The organism is Xenorhabdus vietnamensis (assembly GCF_002127535.1).
Taxonomy (GTDB): Bacteria; Pseudomonadota; Gammaproteobacteria; order Enterobacterales; family Enterobacteriaceae; genus Xenorhabdus; species Xenorhabdus vietnamensis.
This window is the reverse complement of sequence record NZ_MUBJ01000004.1, coordinates 230,238-252,483: the sequence shown is the minus strand read 5'-3', so window position 1 is coordinate 252,483 and position 22,246 is coordinate 230,238. Positions and strand designations below refer to the sequence as shown.

Annotated in this window: 4 protein-coding genes and 1 pseudogene; 2 read left to right on the top strand and 3 right to left on the bottom strand. The window is 45.1% G+C overall.

The genetic code is table 11. The annotated features are described in order from the left end of the window. A partial coding sequence (locus Xvie_RS06210; RefSeq protein WP_139838816.1) for a non-ribosomal peptide synthetase occupies positions 1–6,816 on the bottom strand: 6,816 nt, incomplete at its 3' end. A 633-nt stretch (positions 6,817–7,449) separates the two neighbouring features. Beyond that, positions 7,450–7,647: pseudogene (locus Xvie_RS06205) on the bottom strand (IS110 family transposase); the annotation flags it as partial. 341 nt (positions 7,648–7,988) lie between these two features. On the opposite strand from Xvie_RS06205, the gene Xvie_RS06200 reads away from it, so the two are divergent. Next, positions 7,989–19,604 (top strand): non-ribosomal peptide synthetase, encoded by an 11,616-nt coding sequence (locus Xvie_RS06200; protein ID WP_086108473.1) that lies wholly within the window; start codon positions 7,989–7,991, stop codon positions 19,602–19,604. 48 nt (positions 19,605–19,652) lie between these two features. Here Xvie_RS06200 and budC read toward each other — a convergent pair whose 3' ends face one another. Beyond that, positions 19,653–20,411, bottom strand: a complete 759-nt coding sequence (budC, locus tag Xvie_RS06195) for a meso-2,3-butanediol dehydrogenase (RefSeq protein ID WP_086108472.1) — start codon at positions 20,409–20,411, stop codon at positions 19,653–19,655. A gap of 807 nt (positions 20,412–21,218) precedes the next feature. On the opposite strand from budC, the gene Xvie_RS06190 reads away from it, so the two are divergent. Beyond that, positions 21,219–22,145 carry a hypothetical protein gene (locus Xvie_RS06190; protein WP_086108471.1) on the top strand — a complete coding sequence of 309 codons (927 nt, stop codon included), beginning with the start codon at positions 21,219–21,221 and terminating at the stop codon, positions 22,143–22,145. Positions 22,146–22,246 lie beyond the last annotated feature (101 nt).

Genomic DNA, 22,246 nt, shown 5'->3' with positions numbered 1-22,246 from the left:
ATCGGCAATAATGCGCCACGAGACGGCATCAATAATTAAATGGTGGAACGCAAAGAACAGGCGGGCACTGCCATCCGACCAGCCGGTTAAATGACCTGCCCGCCACAGGGGGCCATCGCAATAATCAAAATCACTCTGCCACTCGGTTAAGGTCTGATGCAATGTATGTTCACCACATTCACTCACATCACCGCACTGCAACGGCGCCATCCAGGGGCTGATTTCTGCGTGATAACGCTGTTGGTAGCCGGTTTCCGTACGAACGAAGTGAGTCCGCAGCAGGTCATGACGAGAAGCCAATTGCACTAATGCTGATGCTAGCTCAGCCGAAGTAATGTGCCCCGGTAGCTGCACCATGAACGCCTGATTCCAATGATGGGGTGAAGCCCAGTCACCGTCGAAAAACCATTGCTGAACCGGCAACAAGTCAAACTGGCCGGTCAACCTCCCTTGTTCAGCCACAACAGTGGCTTGTGACGCCGTCCGGGATAGCAAAGAAGCCAGTTGAGCGACAGTCGGTGCCTCAAACAGCGATTTTACCTGCACGCTAAAACCCGCATGGCGTAATCGGGAAACCAGCTGAATACCGACGATGGAGTCACCGCCAATACGGAAGAAGTTATCGTTGATCCCGACGCGGGCTACCCCTAAAACGTCTTCCCAAATTAGGCACAGCTTGTGTTCCAGTTCATTTATCGGCGCAATATAATCCGCTTCAGTAACAAACTCCGGAACCGGTAACGCCTGGCGATCTAACTTACCGTTAATCGTTAGCGGTACGTTATCAATCATAATGAAAGAGGCCGGGATCATATAATCTGGTAGCGTAAAGGTTAACAGAGAACGTAACTGCTCTTTAGATAAAACTACGTCTGGCTCAGGTACAATATACGCTGCTAAATATTTCTTACCTTCCTTCTCCCGATCAATCACGACGGCTTGTTTTATTCCGTTCAGGGCCACTAGCGCACTTTCAATTTCACCTAATTCGATCCGGAAACCCCGTATTTTGACTTGGAAGTCATTGCGTCCCTCGAATTCAATGTAACCCAATGCATTCCATTTTCCTAAGTCACCCGTTTTATATATTTTCCCTAAGGTTGGGTGTTCTATGAAGCTGAGATTAGTTCGAGCGGTATCATTCCAATATCCGAGAGCAACACCTATACCACCTATAAAAATATTCCCAGTGACACCGACAGGACAAGGTAAAAAGCTATCATTTAATATAAACATTTTCTGGTTGGGCATGGGTTGCCCGTAGGGTATTGAGGCCCAAGTTGGCAATACATCAAATATTTGATACCAAATTGACCATATACTTCCTTCTGTTGCTCCCCCTAAACTCATCGTTATTACATCAGGGTTTATATTTTTTATTTGGGATGGCAGAGTTAATGGTATCCAATCACCGCTCATTAAAATTAACTTTAATGAATCAAAATGACTAGAATTCGATAATGCACAATCAGCTAGAAGCTGCATTAACTGAGGAACTGTGTTCCATATAGTTATTTTGTGTTGATTTATTAAATTCAGCCAATGCTCAGGACTGATCCTTTTTTCTTGTTCAGGAAATACTATTGTTGCTCCTGCTGATAGAACACCAAAAATATCATATACGGACAAATCAAAACTAAGCTCAGATATTGCTAATACTTTATCTGAATAATCAATATTAAAACGTTGGTTAATCGCATGAATTGTATTTACTGCTCCTTCATGAGATATTGTCACACCTTTAGGTTTACCTGTGCTACCAGATGTGAAAATCACATAAGCAACATCCTGTGAGTTAACGACAGGAAAATCAATGTCCGTTATATCAGTGACAACACTTGAGATATAGTCATCAATAATCAGCCAATGATAACCTGTGTGTACAGGTGTATTGACAATCTTATTTTCGTATATATCACGTGAAACAAAGACGTATTCAACTCCGCCTTCTTTTAAAATAATATCAATTCGATCCATTGGCCAATCAATATAAAGCGGCAGATAAGCAGAACCCGCTTTTACTATACTAATTACCGAAACAACCTGTTTAAAACTTTTTTCACATAGAACACCTATTAAAGATTTTCTAATGCCATATCGTAATAATTGAGAAGCTAAATTTAAGCAGTTAATTGCTATAAACTCATAACTATAACTACCATTAGCATCAATCACTGCTAAACGATTTTTTGTATTACCTTCTGTCTGTGCTTCGAATAGTTCATGTAGCGTCTTACCTTTCGGGTAAGGCACATCGGTTTGGTTCCATGTATGCAATAGCGTATGGCGTTCTTGCTCAGACAACACATCCAACTCCGCTAAACGTTGGTGTGTATCACTCACCCATGCTTTCAGGACGTGCTGATACCGCTCAACCATACGTTCGATGCTGGCTTCATTAAACAGACTGACGGCGAAATTGAAGATACCCGTGATACACGTTTGACTATCCGATAAGAATACACTGAGATCATATTTCGCCGGCGTGTAGAGATCATCGCCAAACGACACTAGCGTCCATGGCAGTGCCTCTGTGGCTTCTGCGTGAATGCCAAAGTTTTGTACGCTGAACATCACCTGGAAAATCGGATGACGAGACATATCACGCCCGTCACTCAGCAAATCCACCAATTGCTCAAATGGCATGTCCTGATGCGATTTCGCTTGCGTTATGACATCATGCGTGTGGGAAATTAATTCCTCAACACTTAAGTCCGGGGTAATCTGGGCTCTCAATGCCAGTGAGTTCACAAACATACCAAGCAGGGATTGAGTTTGTGCATGATGACGGTTATCCGTCGGCGTACCCAATATAATGTCTGTCTGACCCGACATTTTCGACAAAGTGGCATAGAACGCGGCTAACAATACCGTATATAACGTGGTTTCCTGTTCTCGCGCCAAGGCTCTTAACTGGGCTGATAGTTTTTCGTCTAACACAAAATTACAATTACGCCCGGTATAGTCTACGTGATTCGGGCGTGGCTTATCCGTCGGCAATACTAGGGTCTCATAACCGGACAAGGTATCCTGCCAGTAACGACGCTGTTGTTCGCCGACTTCGCTTTGCAAATAATCACGCTGCCAGAGGGCGTAATCTCCGTAGCTAATGTCTAGCTTAGGTAATGATATCGCGTGCGATTCATTCAGCGATTGGTAAGCTGCCGAAAGTTCTTGCATGAAAACATCAACCGACCAGCCATCTACCGCAATGTGGTGCCACATCAAGAGCAGGTACGCCTGATTTGCAACTTGATAGTGACGCAGGCGCAAGCTCGGTTCAACGGCAAGATCAAACGGAGTGGTAATCTCGGCTTTCACAACTGACAGCCAGGCACCTTCATCGAATAAGCGAGTAGTCTGAACAGGAATGTCGGTATCTAACACCTGCTGATAGCTATTCCCGTCACTATCTGTTTGATACACCGATTTTATGACTGGATGGCGATTAACCACGGCATTGATTGCAGCCACTAAAACGGATAAGTCTGTGCCGTCATTGAGTTTCACCAAATACGGTATGTGATAGGCACAGCTGCCTTGCTCAAAGCGTTCAATAAACAACATCCGCTCTTGCGCAAATGATAATGGGTAGTGTTCTAAGTCTTGGGGCGGGATCACCACACAAGTCAACTGATCCAATTGTCCCACCAGCCCCACGATGGTTTTATGTAAAAACAACAATGACAGAGGGACATCGATCTGACATTCCCGGCGCATGGCGGCGGTTAATTTAATCGCACTGATGGAGTCGCCGCCAATGCGGAAAAAGTTGTCGTGAATACCCACGCGCTTGAGACCAAGCACTTCTTGCCAGATTTCACACAACTGTTCTTCCAGTGCATTGCGGGGAGCCAGATAGTTGTTATTGTCCGTCCATTCCGGCTCTGGCAGGGCACGTCGGTCCAGTTTCCCGTTAATGGTTAATGGCACCGATTCAATTTGAGTAAAGGTCGAGGGCACCATGTATTCGGGCAAACGCGCCGATAACTGCTCGACCAATTGGTCGGCATCAACCCAGCTGCTATCAATGGGAACGACATACGCCGCCAGATATTGGTGACTTTCGCGTTTACGATCGATCACCACCGCTTGTTTCACTTGAGGCAATGCATTCAGGGCATTTTCGATCTCGCCCAACTCAATGCGAAAGCCATTGATTTTTACTTGCTGATCCTGACGTCCTATAAAATGTATTCTTCCAAAGATATCTACATAACCTTGGTCTCCCGTATGGTAAGATCTGACCTCACCACCTTGCCACTTCATTGTAACGAAGCGCCCTGCCTCCAGATCTTTATTCAAATATCCTTTAGCCAAGCCTAACCCAGTTGTTACAATTTCGCCTATGCAGCCTTTGGGGACGGGCAGACCTTCTTTGTCTAAGATATAAACTTCACTGCCTTTTATAACTTTGCCGACCGGTAATACTTCGGCTTCTGACCAGTCGCGTGGTATAGGAAAGCAACAGGTAAATGTTGTGTTTTCCGTTGGTCCATAACCATTGATGATGGCAATATCCTGACAGCTTTGATACACACGATGCACGTGATTTGGAGAGACAACATCACCACCCACTAATAGCTGCGTCAGACCATCAAACGCTGTCACGTCTATATCGACTAAAGTGTTAAACAGAGCAGACGTCAGCCAAGCTGTATTGACACCACACCGCTGGATTTGTTGTTTTAGTTCCGCATTATCCAGCCTACCTTGCTGCATGAAGCAGATTTGTCCACCATTAAGCAAAGGCCCCCAAAACTCTAGTGTGAAAGCATCAAATGTCGCTGGTGATGCACATAACATCCTAGTGTGACTATCCAAAGACATAAAGTCTGGTTCTCTAACCAGTCTGACGACCCCTTGATGACAACACTCTATTCCTTTCGGTTCACCTGATGTACCAGATGAAAAGTTGACGTAAATGGCACTTTGACCTGATACATTGACTGTCTGATAACCTTGCCAATCTGCTTCCAATATTTGCCCAAACTGGTGATTTGTTACCTTAGGCAAAAATTGTTCATTCAAGCTGATACTATGTCTGATTTGCGCTTGCTTCAGCATCATATCCCGTCGGGCAGGTGCTGAATTTTCTGACATAGGTACATAGATGGCTCCGGCCTTGACTATGCCTAAAATCGTTATAGCCAATTCAAAACCGTGAGGTAAATCAACCGCAATTCGCATACCGGGGGTTATTCCATAGGCTTGCAGGTACGCGGCAACGCGACTACTATCCTGGTCTAACTGAGCATAACTAACTGTTTCATTACCCCGGCGCAGAGCTGCTTTCAGCGGATACTGTTCAACAACCTTTGCAAAACAGCTTATAACCGTCTCATTTGAGGTTATGGTTTGTGTCAGCATGGGTGCAGAGACGTCCACTTCATCACGCCAAGTATGCAAAAGCGCTTTAAACCTTTGTTCTAACCATTTAACGCTGGCTAATGAAATTTGGCTATTGTCGAATTCCCAGTGCAGGTGGATATTATCCTTCTCGATCATAGCTGTTAGCATGAGGGTGTACTTGGCAGTACCCAGGTTCAGGTTAGTATCCAGTTTGCTAACTTCTGTACCTTCAAAATTTTCCAGTGACAATTGCTCTTCTTGCCAAGAAAAAACCACTTCTTGGAGAGGATGGCGCCCACCACTTTTAACTAAATTCAAGTCAACTAATAATTCATCAATGTCTACGGGCGAGGAAGTGATATCCTGATACAGTTGTTGTAATTGAGGTAATACGTCACTATACGCATTACCCGTCAATGCAACTCTTATTGGCAAAATTGCAGTCATGTTACCCAGTACCGCTGCAAATGGAGATTCATCCCTGTTTGCATAGAGTGTGCTGATAACTACATCATCTTGCCCGATATACTGGCCTATCGTACGGGCAAAAATGCCTAAAGCGGCACAAGAGTTTGATACTCCGTTTTCTAACGCCAACTCCCTTAGAGCGCGAGCTTCCGGGAGTGCTAATGTGCTTTTAAAAGTAAAAGTCGTATCATCACCAACGGATGACATACTATGTAATTTGAATGGTTCGTACCCTGTCAGCAGTTTTTTCCAGTACGATTGATGATCAGATAATTTAGGGCTATTTAGATAGTCAATAAACCCAATCGTATTTGACTCCGACAAATACGATCCATGATATCGTTGCACAATTTCTTGCCATAAATATCTTACTGACCAATCATCAACAATAATATGAGGAAAATTTAGTACAACCACTTGCTGATTTTCATCAATTTTTAACAACTGAATAACAAACAGAGGCCCTTCTTTTAAGTCAAATTCTCGCACACATTCAGAATCAATATATTCCTGTAATTTGTTCACACCAATATAAAGAACGTTGATATCCCAGTCAGCATCACAGCGACTGTAAAAAAGTATTTGTTGATTTTCTTCTTTAAATAAACCATGCAGTACGTCATGTTGCCGATAAGTGTCTTTAACTGATTGCTTGAAGCGTGCTTCATCCAAAGTACCTTTTACCGAGATGAACATAGGCACGTTATAAGAAGTTGCTTGCTGTTTCATTTGGTAAATTTGCCAAAGTTCCCGTTGTATATGAGAAATTGGCTTACCTAAGTTTTTTTCAGCTGATGATAGTAAAGAAAATTCGTAGCCTTCTTTTTTCCGATGCTGGCTAAAGAAATCAAGTATTTCTTGCTTTCTTGTTTTAATCTGTATTTCCAGATCAGCGGGGAGTGGAAATACTTTCGATTTTATATTGACGTTATTTTTATCTATTTCCAACAAGATCCCTTGTTTTTTTAGTTCAACTAAAAAATGGCTGACAGTCATATTGATAATTTCTCCATAAATTCCCCTTAATCCAGGGCAGGATTCCACTTTGCGCAAAAAATAGACTTATTTTAAAATGTCAAATATCACCTTTGAAAAAAGGTATAAAATTTGTTTTATAAAGTTATTTATCCTTATTTACAGGGAAAACAGAGCTAACATTTTTGTTCAAATAAAATACTTATTAGCTTAGATATAGGAAAATCATGAGATCTGTCCCTACCTTCATCTTCCTGTATCAGAAAGATATTTACTGGGATCTCCGGGATTATTCGTCAGTTTTGTAAGTAGAATTTAAAGACCTTCGGGATACAAATAATGAGCACGCATAATATCAAACTCGTTATATTATATTTGCTTCATATATCACGCTTTTCAGACAATTATGGATAGAATTTAATTCCGGTATTATATAATAACTTAATTCATCTAATTTTTAATAAATACCAATTTTAGCTAAAAATTACCGTTGTCTAGTCGGGTATTCAATGAGTTGTTTTTTCATATATAACCCTTCTTTTTTCGAGAGAAATTTATATGTAGGTTTTTCATCAGGCCGACAGGCCATTCATGTCATCAAGGATCCGTCTTCGCAAAACCAGATGGTCACTGTTTAAAAATTAATAACAATCGTTAGTATAATTTTTCGAACACAGTATGTTGTGTTGTTATTGCCCAGGCTATACGAGCAAGTTTATTTGCCAGGGCACAGGCCACAACATTGGCATGTTTTCGTTCCCGTTGCTTATTAACCCATTCGGCCCGTTTTCCTGATTGATGCTCTGTACGCCGCATAAACACTCGGACGCATAACACTAACCACTGAGCAATGATATCAACAGGGTAATGCAGGCGTTTGAACGCATTGCGGATCAGGGACATCGTCAGCCCCCCTCCAAAAAAAGACACACTACCCGTACAGGGCTTAATGCGACAGAACCCTGACTGTTGAAAAATATGGGATAAACAAAAAGTATCGACATGACAAAACAACTCAGTTAATTTAACTATAAATGTCCTACCAGCCAAAATAAAACAGTATAAAAATCCAATTTTGCCATCTGCGCATAGTTCATTTTTTACCAAAAATAAAATTAACCGGAGCAATAATTCCCTTACTTTCAAATAAATGAACCAATTTAAAATCAAACTATTACAAAGGAGATATGAATATGACACACAACCATAATCACTTCCCAAAAACTTCCTTAGCAATTGATAATAACGGTTCTCTCTTTTCTCATGCACACCCTCTTAGCTCACCTCAGCAAGCCATCTGGTTTGATCAGGCTATTCATCCCAACTCTTCCAATTACAATCTCTGCTTTTTTATCTGCATTGAAGGGGAGTTGAATGAAGCATTATTTGCCCATGCCTTTGAAACCGTTGTTTATTGCCATGACACTCTGCGTTTACAATTTATCAACACCCATGCTCTACCTGCCCAAAAGATTGTTCATTCTCTCCCTGTAGCCGTGGATGTACACGATTTTTCATCATATTCAGACGCTGAAATCAGAATAAAACAATACATGGATGCCGAGTTCAGGCGCCCATTTCATTTGAATGAGACGCTGTGGCGAACCAAATTATTGCGAGTAAGCAATAACTGCCGGTACTGGCAATTTTGCTGTCATCATTTGATTATTGATGGTGCTGGTTTGTTCATACTCATTGACAAGGTTATCGATGCCTATAACTGTCTGATGAAAGGAGAAACATTAAATAACCCAGCTCACTCTTATCTGGATTTTATTACGGATAACCTCAATTATCTTGCTTCTGAACACTACTCACACGATATGCAATTTTGGATGAAGCGTTATGAGAATTTGCCTCCTCTCTTGCTCCAGCCGGCCAATTCCAATAACACTACAAGCCACAAACAAACCAAAACCGTTGCTTTTCAAAATATTAGTTGGCCAATCGATCAGGCGCTTTTTAAACGTATTGAAAAAACCGTTGGCGGTCAGGGATTGCCCCTCCTGCATTTCATGTATGCCGTTCTAGCTTGCTATTTCGCACGGACAGCGAATGTGAATGAAATTGTCATTGGTATTCCCATACACAACCGCAAAAATACGCGACAAAAGCACACGATGGGGATGTTCGCATCCGTGATCCCCATTGGTGTAACCATTTCACCGGAGGATACGTTCCGTGATGTTATGCATAAAGCCGCGACTGAAATGAATCTTTGCTATGAGCACCAACGCTTTCCCATTGTAGACCTCAACCGACAAACACATACCCAGCAGAAAGTCGGGAATGCTCGATTATTTGACGTGACTTTATCCCTCGAACCGTTTAAAGCTAATCTGCACATCGAAGGAGAAGGCACCAATGTTAGACTTTTCGACTTACATTCTGGTACTCCTTACCCTCTTTCTGTCAGAGTCAAGCAATACACAGATACTGCCCGTCCTGAAGATTATTCTCCGCCTTCCATTGAATTCTATTTTTCTCCTGATTACCTGAGTACCGCAGAGGTTATGGCGCTCCAGTCCCGTCTTGCCGTTTTGCTTGATTCCGCTCTCACTTCTCTGGAGATGCCATCCCTTACAAATACAAAAATGGTCAATCTATCGATTCTGCCCGACGCTGAACGCCAGCAGATATTAGTGGATTTCAATGCCACCCAAATCGGATTACCGCAGGATACTCTGATTCATCAACTGTTCGAAGCGCAAGTGCAATGCACACCAGATGCCATTGCCGTGGTCTTTGAAAAACAATCGCTGAGCTACGATGAACTGAACAAACGTGCCAATCGTCTGGCTCACCATCTGATTTCTCTCGGCGTACATCCTGATGATCGGGTGGCGATTTGTATTGAACGCAGCCTTGAAATGGTGGTTGGTTTGTTGGGAGTTCTCAAGGCTGGTGGCGCTTTTGTGCCTCTCGACCCGACTTACCCGACCGAACGGCTGACGTATATGCTCAATGATTCAGCTCCCGTGGCTCTGATTACTCAGGCGACGATGGCAGAAACGTGGAACAGTAATCTGCCAACCATAATACTTGATACACCAGAATGTTCTGTTTTGGGTGAAAAACCGGAAGAAAACACCATAACTCAGGCACTGGGGCTGACTTCACGCCATCTAGCCTATGTCATTTATACCTCCGGTTCTACCGGGCACCCCAAAGGGGTCATGATCGAACATCATAGTTTGTGTAATTTGATTACTGCTCACCAAGATACACTGACCATCACTCCAGACAGTCGTATTTTGCAGTTTGCCTCAAACAGTTTCGATGCCTGTATTTGGGAATGCTGTATGGCACTATTGGCAGGAGCCAGCCTGTACCTTGCCAAACGAGACAATCTTCTGCCGGGAAAAATGCTGTCTCACTATTTAGAAACTCATGCCATTACTCATGCCCTCTTGTCTCCCACCGTTCTGGCAACAATGAATACTATTCCGGCAGCATTGCAAACCTTACTCGTGGGAGGGGAAGCGTGCCCACCTACGCTAGTCAAACGCTGGGCACAAGGGCGGCAGATGATCAATGCATATGGCCCGACGGAAGCTACCATTTGTGCCACTCTTTATCGATGTGGGAATCAGGAAAACCATGATAATCATGAAGAACAAGCACCGCCGATTGGTCATCCTATCGCCAATACCCAAATCTATATCCTCGATCTTTACGGTCAGCCCGTTCCGCTGGGGGTAGTGGGAGAGATTTATATCGCTGGTGTCTGCGTTGCCCGCGGCTACCTGAACCGTCCCGAACTCACCGCCGAATGTTTCCTCACCGATCCGTTCTCTTCTGCGCACAGCGCACGTATGTACAAAACCGGTGATCTGGGACGTTGGCTACCCGATGGCAATATTGAATATCTCGGTCGCAATGATTTTCAGGTCAAACTGCGCGGTTTCCGCATTGAACCGGGAGAGATCGAAGCAAGATTGCGGCAATGCCAAGGCGTGCGTGAAGCCGTGGTGCTGCCTTGCGATAGCCTTTCCTATGAAAACAGATCGGCTGCAAAACATCTGGTCGCCTACTTGCTGCCAGAAGCGGGTGTTGTACTGGAACCAATGGCATTGCGGCAACAGCTCACGCAACATCTTGCTGAATACATGATACCCAGTGCTTTTGTGACACTCGACACCTTTCCACTGACCCCCAACGGCAAACTTGACCGTCAAGCTCTCCCCAAACCAGATCATACTGCAATCGTCACACGCGGTTACCAGCCCCCTATAGGAGAAGCAGAAACCACCCTGAGCCAAATTTGGCAAATGTTGCTCGGAGTGAAATATGTCAGCCGCTACGATCACTTTTTCGAACTTGGCGGGCACTCACTGATAGCCGTAAGCCTAATCGAACAGCTGCGTGACCTGGGATGGATTCTTGACATCCGGACTGTATTCACCAACCCAATACTGAACGAAATGGCAAAAGCGCTACTATTGACTCAGGAGGGTACAATTCAGGGCAATATGGAACAAGAAAATGCGGCTGTGTTCTCAGTGCCACCCAATCTAATCCCTGACGACTGTACCGCCATTACCCCAGACATGTTGACTTTAGTTTCCCTGTCCCAGCACGAGATTGATGCCATCGCTGCCACTATTCCCGGTGGTGCTGCCAATATTCAGGATATTTATCCGCTCGCGCCATTACAGGAAGGCATTTTGTTTCATTATCTGTTGCAAAAACAGGGAGATTCTTATCTGTTACGCAACCTGCTTGCCTTCGATACCCGCGAACGGCTAGACACCTTTCTGGCAACCTTGCAATTGGTCATTAACCGTCACGATATTCTGCACACTTCAATCTACTGGCAGGGATTGGAACAACCGGTGCAAGTCGTCTGGCGGCAGGCATCTTTGAGCATTAATACGTTTTTACCAAATAACGAACAGGATATCCCTTCTCAATTATTGGCGCACACCGATCCCCATAAGTACCGTCTTGATGTGAGTCAGGCACCATTATTCTCTGCCGATATTGCCTATGATCCACATCAGGGTGAGTGGTTACTGGCTTTGGGTATCCATCATTTAGTCTGTGACCATGTGACACTGGAACGTATCATTAATGAAATCGGCACATTATTGTGTAGCCATACGGAAAGTGGGTACCTTGACAATCGCCATTCTGAAAAATTACCCCCGGTATTACCTTACCGTAACTTTGTCGCTGAATCCCTGTATGTGCCGACTTCAGCTCACGAAGCCTATTTCCGTAAAGTGCTCTCTGATGTAGATGCACCAACGGCTGCTTTCGGAATACTGGATACTCACAGTGGGGATAGACAGATAACGGAGAGTAAACAGCCGCTTGATGCGGTTCTGTCCAAAGCTGTCCGTACACAAGCCCGACGTCAGGGTGTCAGCCCCAGTATATTGTTTCATGTTGCTTTGGCTATGGTGCTGGCAAAAACCAGCGGGCGTGATGATGTGGTCTTCGGTACGGTATTGCTGGGACGTATGCAGGGCAGTACCGGCATCGATCAAGTTATGGGGCTGCTTATTAATACTTTGCCCATGCGGATCAGGCTTACGGGTAATAGCGCGCAGGCAGCCGTTCAAGAGACCTACCTCAGCCTGATGGGGTTGCTGGAGCACGAGCAGGCAACACTGACGCTGGCCCAGCATTGTAGTGGCGTGATACCACCTTTGCCGCTCTTCAACACACTACTCAACTATCGTCATAGTCAATCAGATGCCACCTTTGCTAAATGGGAAGGTATACGCCTGCTGATGCAAGAAGAAAGAAGTAATTATCCCATCGGTGTGTTTGTAGATGATTGGGGAGATGGATTTAGTTTGGTTGCTCAAACCGTATCGGGCATCGATCCTATTCGTCTGATCGGCTATATGACTACTGCCCTGACAGAGCTGGTCGAAGCATTGGAGACTTCCCCCCACCAGCCAATTTTGGATATTTCAGTTTTGCCCGTCAGGGAACGCAAACAGTTGCTGGTGGATTTCAACGCGACTCAATCACCGCAAAATACAGCGACCGATTTCCCGCAAAACGCATTTATTCACCAAGTATTTGAAAAGCAGGTACAACACAATCCCGATGCGATTGCAGTCGTCTTTGAAGAGCAATCGTTGAGTTATGCTGAACTGAACCACCGAGCCAATCGCTTAGCGCATTATCTGATTGCCTTAGGTGTCCGCCCGGATGATCGGGTGGCGATTTGTTCTGAACGCAGCCTGAACATGATCGTGGGATTACTCGCTATCCTTAAGGCTGGCGGAGCTTATGTACCGCTTGATCCAAGCTATCCTGCCGAACGACTTGCCTATATATTTGAGGATGCCGCTCCTGTTGCCTTGCTTACCCAGACAACGTTAATCAAGCAGCCGGCCAGCACCGTGCCCATTGTAGATCTCAACAATCTTGCGTCCCTTACTGTGGGCATGCCAACCAACAATCCAGATCCCCAGACACTTGGCCTAACCTCACGCCATCTGGCTTATGTGATTTATACCTCTGGTTCGACGGGCTTGCCTAAAGGGGTAATGAATGAGCACCGCGGTGTCGTGAATTGTTTACTCTGGGCACAGGAGACCTATCAATTAACCCCGCAGGATCGTGTTTTGCAGAAAACACCGTTCAGTTTTGATGTTTCCGTTTGGGAGCTATTCCCGCCCCTGATGTTTGGTGCCCGATTAATTCTGGCGAGTCCCGATGGCCATAAAGATCCGCACTATTTATTGTCCGAGATAGAAAGGCGCGGGATTACTATCATCCACTTTGTACCTTCCATGCTACAACTGTTTCTTGATGCTATTCCCGCCGGACGCTGCCCTTCCCTGCGTCACATCTTATGCAGTGGCGAAGCGTTTCCATATGCCTTGCAACAGCAATGTCTGTCCCATTTTGCCCACTGTCAATTGTATAACTTATATGGCCCTACTGAAGCAGCGATTCATGTCACCGCCTGGCAATGTGTATCGGATCGTTATATTGGACAAGTCCCTATAGGGAAACCCATCGCCAATACCCAAATTTACCTTCTCGATAACCACAGAAAACCTGTTCCAATAGGTGTTTCAGGTGAACTTTACATCGGCGGAATCGGTGTCGCCCGCGGTTATCTGAATCTTCCGGAGCTAACCGCAGAACACTTCATTTCTGACCCTTTTTCTACAGACCCTGATGCCCGACTGTACAAAAGCGGCGATCTGGCCCGCTGGTTGCCGGACGGTAATGTTGAATACCTTGGTCGTAATGATTTTCAGGTCAAAATACGCGGTTTCCGTATTGAACTCGGCGAAATTGAAGCCAGACTGACACAATGTCGTGATGTGCGCGAAGCGGTTGTGATTGCCCGTGAGGATGCTTCTTATGAAAAAACAGGGGGCGAAAAGCGTCTGGTTGCTTATCTGCTTGCCAAACCGAATACAACACTGATACCGGCAGAACTACGCCAGCAACTTGCACAGCACCTTGCCGAGTATATGCTGCCCAGTGCTTTTGTGACACTTGATGCTTTTCCATTGACCCCCAATGGCAAGCTCGACCGTCAGGCACTGCCAATGTCAGACCGGTCAGCACTCGTCACCCATAATTATGAAGCCCCCATCGGAGAGGTGGAAACGGGGCTGGCTGAGATTTGGCAAGAACTGCTTAAATTGGAACAAGTTGGTCGTCATGACCATTTCTTTGAACTCGGTGGTCATTCTCTGCTCGCAATCCAACTTGCCGCACGGATACGTCAGAAACTGGAGCGGGAATTGCACTTGCAGCAACTTTTTTCCCACCCTGTGCTGGCCGACTTAGCTACCTTGATCATCGACACGCCAGTGACAACCCAAGTCGTTATTCCTGCTGCCGATCGCAGCCAACCACTGCCACTCTCTTTTTCTCAACAACGCATGTGGTTCCTCACCCGCCTCAATACAGAAGCCAGTCTGGCCTATCAAATCCCGATAGTTCAGCATCTCCGCGGGCATCTCGATCATTCAGCACTTATGGCTGCGCTTAACCACCTCGTCAGCCGACATGAAAGTTTGCGTACTCGTTTTGTCCTGATTGATGGACAGCCTTACCAACATATCGATAGCGCAGATACTGGTTTTTCTCTGACCTATCAGGATTTGCGCAGATTAGATGAAACTTCTCGCATGATCCGTGTTAACGAGTTAGTGAAACTCGAAACACAAATCCCATTTGATTTTGCTAATGAGTCAATGGTTCGAGGCCAATTGCTGCAATTGTCTGAAGAAGAACATGTGCTGATCCTTACCCAACATCACATCATCACTGATGGCTGGTCGATAGGAATCCTGCTCCGCGAACTAGGTGCTCTCTACCGTACCGCACTAGGAAAATATGGCGATCCTTTACCTCCCCTTCCCATCCAGTACGCGGACTATGCCGTCTGGCAACAGAAACGGCTACAAGGTGAGGTTCTCACTTCACAACGGAATTTCTGGCAAAAGCAGCTTCAGAATGCCCCAACATTGCTGCCTCTCCCCATAGATTACCCGCGCCCACCAGAACAAAGTTACACCGGCAAGCATGTCCCCGTTCATCTGAATGCTGACTTATTGTCTGCTCTCAAAGTTCTCGGGCAACGTCAGGATACAACGTTATTTATGACTCTGCTTGCAGCGTGGGGTATCGTGCTTGTCCGTTTGAGCGGACAGGACGATATCGTCATTGGCATTCCTGTCGCCAACCGTTCACAGAATAATCTTGAGGGATTGATCGGCTTTTTTGTCAATACCCTACCTTTACGTGTCGAACTGGGACAGTGCAACTCTGTGGCAGATCTGCTCGCTCACGTCCGTGAACGGGCGTTGGCAGTTTATGCACATCAAGACCTGCCTTTTGAACAATTGGTGGAAATTCTACAACCTGAACGCAGCCTGAGCTACAACCCGATCTTTCAGGTTATGCTGGCCCTAAACAATACTTCCACACAGCCCCTTGAATTGCCGGGTTTATCTGTCTCCTTGATAAAAACACCACACCACAGTGCGTATTTTGACCTAACGCTGTCACTGATCGAAACCCAAGATGGCCTCAGTGGTTATCTGGAATATGCATCAAGCCTATTCGACCGGACGACGGTTGAACGCATGGTAGGTTATCTCACCAATGTGCTGACTGCCATGACAACCGATGAGACACAAACCATTACCCGCCTGCCGATATTATCAGCTTCGGAGCAACAACAATTGTTGGTGGAATTCAATCCTGCTCAAATAGATATCCCACAGGATATGCTGATTCATCAATTATTCGAAGAACAAGTGCAACGTACGCCAGACGCAGCGGCAGTGGTTTTTGAAGAACAATCTCTGAGTTATCACGAACTAAACCACCGCGCCAATCAACTGGCACATAGCCTGATTGCTTCAGGTGTACGCCCTGAGGATCGTGTGGCGATTTATGTTGAACGGGGCTTAGACATGATCATCGGCCTGATCGGAATCTTGAAAGCCGGTGCCGGATACATCCCACTCGATCCAGAATATCCCATCGAACGGCTGGTTTATCAGTTATCAGACTGCAAACCTGCAATATTGCTGACTCAGAAACACTTACAAATACGCTTACCAATACAGGGGATTCCTATCTGGTTGTTGGACGATGAAACACACCAAAATCAGATGAAAAAACAGCCGGTGCATAATCCGGACAGCAAGCAAATCGGGCTCAAGCCACACCATTTGGCCTATATCATCTACACCTCCGGCTCAACCGGACATCCGAAGGGCGTCATGCTGGAACATCACAATGTAGTGAGCCTTATTTATGCCCAGTTTCAGGTCAGCAAACCCCAACCGGGTGATCGTATTCTGCAATTTGTAACCATTGCGTTTGATATTTCGGTATCAGATATTTTCCCCACTCTGGCATCAGGTGCGACACTGATTCTGCGTCCACCCCATATCAAAATACCGAATAACACTTTTGTCGATTTTTTGCGTGAACAACAAGTCACTATCATAAATATACCGACCGCCTTCTGGCATCATTGGGTACAAGAAATGAAGGCCGGACACGTCGGTTTCAGCCCCTATCTGCGCACTGTTATTGTTGGGGGTGATAAAGTGGAACACCGCTATTTAATGGACTGGCTGTCGTGCCCGGAAACGCACTCCTGCCGCTGGTTCAACGCTTATGGCCCCACTGAGATCACCGTCACTGCCACAGCTATGATGATAGATAGCAAACAGATTCCATCTATCACCAATAACATCCCGATTGGCCGACCACTGTCCAATACACGTATCTATATTTTGGATGCACTCGGTCAGCCGGTTCCTATCGGCGTAAGCGGCGAAATCTATATCGGAGGCATGGGAGTCGCCCGTGGTTATTCAAACCAACCAGAACTGGCCGCAGAGAGATTTATCGTTGACCCATTCTGCGAACACCCTAACGCCCGCATGTATAAAACAGGCGACTTGGCTCGCTGGCGATCTGATGGCAATATCGAGTACCTTGGACGCAATGATTTTCAGGTCAAATTACGCGGCTTCCGTATCGAACTGGGGGAAATTGAAACCAGACTGATGCAATGCCACGGTGTACGCGAAGCGATCGTACTTGCCCGCGAGGATGCTTCTTATGAAAAAACAAGGGGCGATAAGCGCCTTGTTGCTTATCTGATCGCAGAATCCAATATGGAACTCGTGCCAGCAGAATTACGCCAACAACTCGCGCAATACCTTGCCGAATATATGCTGCCCAGTGCATTTGTGACATTAGATGCTTTCCCACTGGCACCGAATGGTAAACTCGACCGCCAGGCACTACCAATGCCGGATCAGATATCGATTGTAACCCGCGTTTATGAAGCGCCTCTCGGCGACAGGGAAATAGCGCTAGCCAAAATCTGGCAAACATTGTTAGGACTGGAAAAAGTGGGGCGTCATGATCATTTCTTTGAACTGGGTGGTCATTCACTGATGGTAGTTAGTCTGATAGGACAACTCCGCAACTTAGGCTGGAGTCTTGATATTCGTACTGTGTTCTCTGCACCAACGCTGGCTGAAATGGCAAAAATAATGCAGGCAGTCGAAGAAAATACAACCAGATACTCCGTACCACCCAATCTTATCCCAGACGGCTGCACCGCCATCACTCCTGATATGCTGCCACTGGTTTCTCTGACTCAACACGAAATTGACACTATCGCCGCCACCCTTCCCGCAGGTATCACCAATATTCAGGATATCTATCCACTCGCACCATTGCAGGAAGGAATGCTGTTTCATCATCTGGTGCAAACACAAGGCGACACTTATCTGTTGCATACTTTATTTGCATTCGACACTCGTGAACGCCTTAATGCTTTTCTGGCAGCTTTGCAAAAGCTCATTAACCGCCACGATATCCTACGCACTGCTATCTGTTGGGAGGGATTAACACAGCCAGTACAGATTGTCTGGCGTCAGGCTACCCTGCGCATCAACACCTTTATACCAAATGGTAATAAGGATGTTCCATCTCAGTTGTTGGCGCATACAGATCCGTGCCGGCACCGTCTTAATGTGAGCCATGCTCCACTGTTTTCCGCCGATATCGCCTATGATCCGCATCAGGGTGAATGGTATATGGCTTTCTGCTGTCACCATATACTTAATGACCATATATCGCTGGATCTTATCATCACTGAAATCAATGAACTTTTGCACCAGCGTATCAAGCAATTATCTCCGGCACTGCCTTACCGTCACTTTATCGCCCAGTCCTTACGTGTACCAATATCAGATCACGAAGCCTTTTTCCGTGAGATGCTCGCCGACGTGGATACACCGACTGTCCCTTTCGGAATACTGGATGTCTACAGTGGAAACAGACAAATAACTGAGGTTATCAAACCACTTAATGCAACACTGTCCAGAAATATCCACAAACAGGCACGCAATCAGGGAGTCAGCCCTGGGGTACTGTTCCATGTCGCATGGGCACAGGTTCTGGCAAAAATAAGTGGGCGCGATGATATCGTCTTCGGAACAGTCTTATCGGGGCGTATGCAGGGAGGTACTGATATTGAACGGATTCTGGGTTTGTTTATCAATACCCTGCCTGTACGGCTCCAGCTTACAGAGAACAGCGTACAGACAACTGTACAAGCAGCCTACCGCAGTCTGGCACGGTTACTTGAGCACGAGCAAGCCCCTCTGGCACTGGCTCAACGCTGTAGCGGAGTCACACCGCCTTTACCGCTCTTCAATGCACTCCTTAACTATCGCCATAGTCAATCTGATAATAACCGGCTGAATGTGACCAATACCTTATGGGAAGGCATACGTCTGGTCACCGGACAAGAGAAGACTAACTATCCCCTCTATTTGGCGGTAGATAATCTGGGTAAAGGCTTCCTGTTGTCTGCCCAAGCTGTGCTGGGAATTGATCCGTCGCGTCTGATAGGCTATATGACCACGGCTTTGGCAGGTCTGGTTGAGGCGTTGAAACATCATCCCCAACAACCAATCATGGATATAGCCATTATGTCCGCCACCGAACACCAACAGTTACTGGCCGATTACAAGACCTCGCAAACTGGCTGCTCGCAAGATATGTTGACATTAATTCCTTGCAACAATACAGCCTCTGGCTACGAAGCCCCCATTGGTAATGTAGAAACAGCACTGGCTCAAATCTGGCAGAAATTATTGAAACTGGAACAGGTGGGTCGCCATGACAATTTCTTCGCACTGGGAGGACATTCTCTACTAGCGATACAATTACTGGCACGTATGCGCGAACAAGACATGAATATTCCATTGGCGACACTGTTCACTCATCCTACACTCTGTGAACTGGCTAAGGTCACAATCCAGTCAATGGACTGAAATTAAGCGGCTCCGCCATTTTTGGAGCCGCTTTTTCGCTAAAGTTTATTAATTAAAATTAGGCTGACCATTGGATGCGGTGACACCACCATCTATCGGCAGGTTTACACCATTAATGAAACTGGCATCGTCACTAGCCAAAAACGCAATGGCTGCTGCGACATCTGAAGGTTGACCCGCTCTTTTTAACGGAATGCGGTTATTGAAATGTTGTAGGGTTTCATCATCAAAACGTGCAGTCATGGGAGTCATCACTAAACTTGGGCACACCGCATTGACACGAACACCTTGTGCCCCATGATCCAGCGCCATGGCACGGGTCAAATTAACTACCGCGCCTTTTGATGCACAATAATGAACTCCTCCCCAATCAGCCCCTAACCCTGATACAGAGGCATTGTTGACAATACATCCTTTACTTTCAACTAAATGCGGCAAAACGAAATAACTACAATTGAGTACTCCATTAATATTGGTAGCCAGAACATCATTACCTTCTTCCGGTGAAATACTCAATAAATCACCAACCGCATAAACACCAGCGTTATTGACCAAAATATCTATCCGACCAAAATGTCTGATTGTTTCATCAACCATATGTTTGGCCGATTCACGGTTCGCCACATCTGTTTGAATCACCAACGCTTTATTCGATGACAGTTCACTGAATACACGGTTAAGCTTATCAGTATCCCGTCCTGCCAAGACAACAATGGCTCCCTCTTGTGAAAAACGCTTTGCTGTAGCCTCGCCAATGCCGCTACCTGCGCCAGTAATAATGACAACCTTATCCTCAAATCGAATCATTCTATTGTGTCCTCATTGATGTGTTTTCAAAGCTCGCTATAAATCCGGATTCCCGTGGACAAGCAGAATAAATAAGATGTAGGTTTCATTCTGCACAATCCTATATACCCTTCGTCTTTCAAGTTGCCTCTTTGTTGTCTGCGCTCACTCACCCCAGTCACATAGTTATCTATGCTCCCGGGGATTCGTTCCCTTGCTGCCGCAATGCATCTTGAAATCCATTGGGTATATAATTTCCCAATAAAGAGGGAGATTCAACCAATTAACCATGTAATATCTAATATAGTTAATGAATTTACGCTATTTTCAAGAACAGGACATGAAATCTCATCACATAATTCCGTATGGGCAGGTAATACTGAATATTTTTCTGACTTATCCTACTATGTCTTTTTTTATACTGGATGAACCATTAATTGATAGTAATATGAAAATGCTCTGGTGAAATCTCAGTGATACATTCTATGAATACCATGCATCGCATATGCCAACGGTTCAATTATTGCTGAATAATCTAATCCAATGGGAGTTTACTGGATATATCTTTATTAAGATAAGTTATCAAATTTATCAACGAGTAAATAAAAATCAAACAACGAAGATCAATATATTTATCCGATTGAGAAAAAAGGTTATTTAAAAACCCATGCCATCACATATAATCAGAAAAATGACGGATTGTTTTTATCTGTTTTATTTAAGTTAAGCAAAATAGTTTGGATTAATTAACCATGTATACTTTACCTGACATAAATATTTTTTTGCAAGGAGTGCGACATCTAATTAATACATTTTAAGGGGAAACTGATGACATACAAACAGCTTCACTCTCCCGAAATGAAATATCCGTCATGGGAATCCAATAATGCCCCGCTATTCATCGTTCTTGGACAATCTAATAGCTATGGTCACGGTACACTGTTGCCACCAGATGAAAGAATTACCCAGGGTTTAGATAATGTATTCACCCTATCCCTGCCAGAAGTCTATAGCATCAACTTTACTACCATTAATTGGACAGGATTGACCAGTTTTGGTAATGCTAATATTGGTGCTCCTGTCGGCTTAGCACGTGGTAATCAAGATCATCCTTACAATATTGCCAACCGTTTCGCTAAATTCTGGCAAGATCACATTGATCAGGGCAATACACTGAATTTACCCGATCTTTATGTAATTTTAATGGGTTACGGCGGTCAGGGCATGTATTTAAATAACCCTCCCGATAATCGCTGGGCACCAGAGCGCGATCCAAAAGACGTAGAATCCCTTTATCCCCGCGCAATTAGAACCTTACGTATGACAGTTGAATCATTGCGTAAGATGGGCAAAAATCCGCGCATTCTGGCGGTACATTGGAACCAATGGGAAGCCGAAATTGAGAGTTTAGCGGCGGCCAAAGCATCAGAGATGAATTTTACCCGAATCATCACTGGCATTAGTGATGCAATCGGCTCCCGTCAGATTCCATGGCGATTATATTACCCCCTTTCGGTAGCGTTCGATCCTCTCAATACCAGCTATGTGGATGAAGCAATCCAAGATGTTATTGCCGCTGCTCCTCAATACCGTTCACTAATTGATGCACGGAGTTCACCAAATTACACAGGCATTGCTTCTGAATATGGCGTCTTCCTGTCCGATGAAATGCATTATAATGGAAATACCCAAACTTGGTTCGCTCAACAGGAATGGGAATTAATTTTATCCGGCTATCATGGCGTTAAAATATAAATTGATACTATTTATTAACGTATTAAGTTTCATAACTCCCCCTTCGGGGGGAATAATGTTTAAAAAATAAAATTGGAGATAATCGGTTCGCTTAGAACCAT

What these genes read in the sequence shown, in the direction of transcription:
- Xvie_RS06200 (WP_086108473.1), top strand. Translation starts at nt 7,989, where the DNA reads ATGACACACAACCATAATCACTTCCCAAAAACTTCCTTAGCAATTGAT.
- budC (WP_086108472.1), bottom strand. Translation starts at nt 20,411, where the DNA reads ATGATTCGATTTGAGGATAAGGTTGTCATTATTACTGGCGCAGGTAGC.
- Xvie_RS06190 (WP_086108471.1), top strand. Translation starts at nt 21,219, where the DNA reads ATGACATACAAACAGCTTCACTCTCCCGAAATGAAATATCCGTCATGG.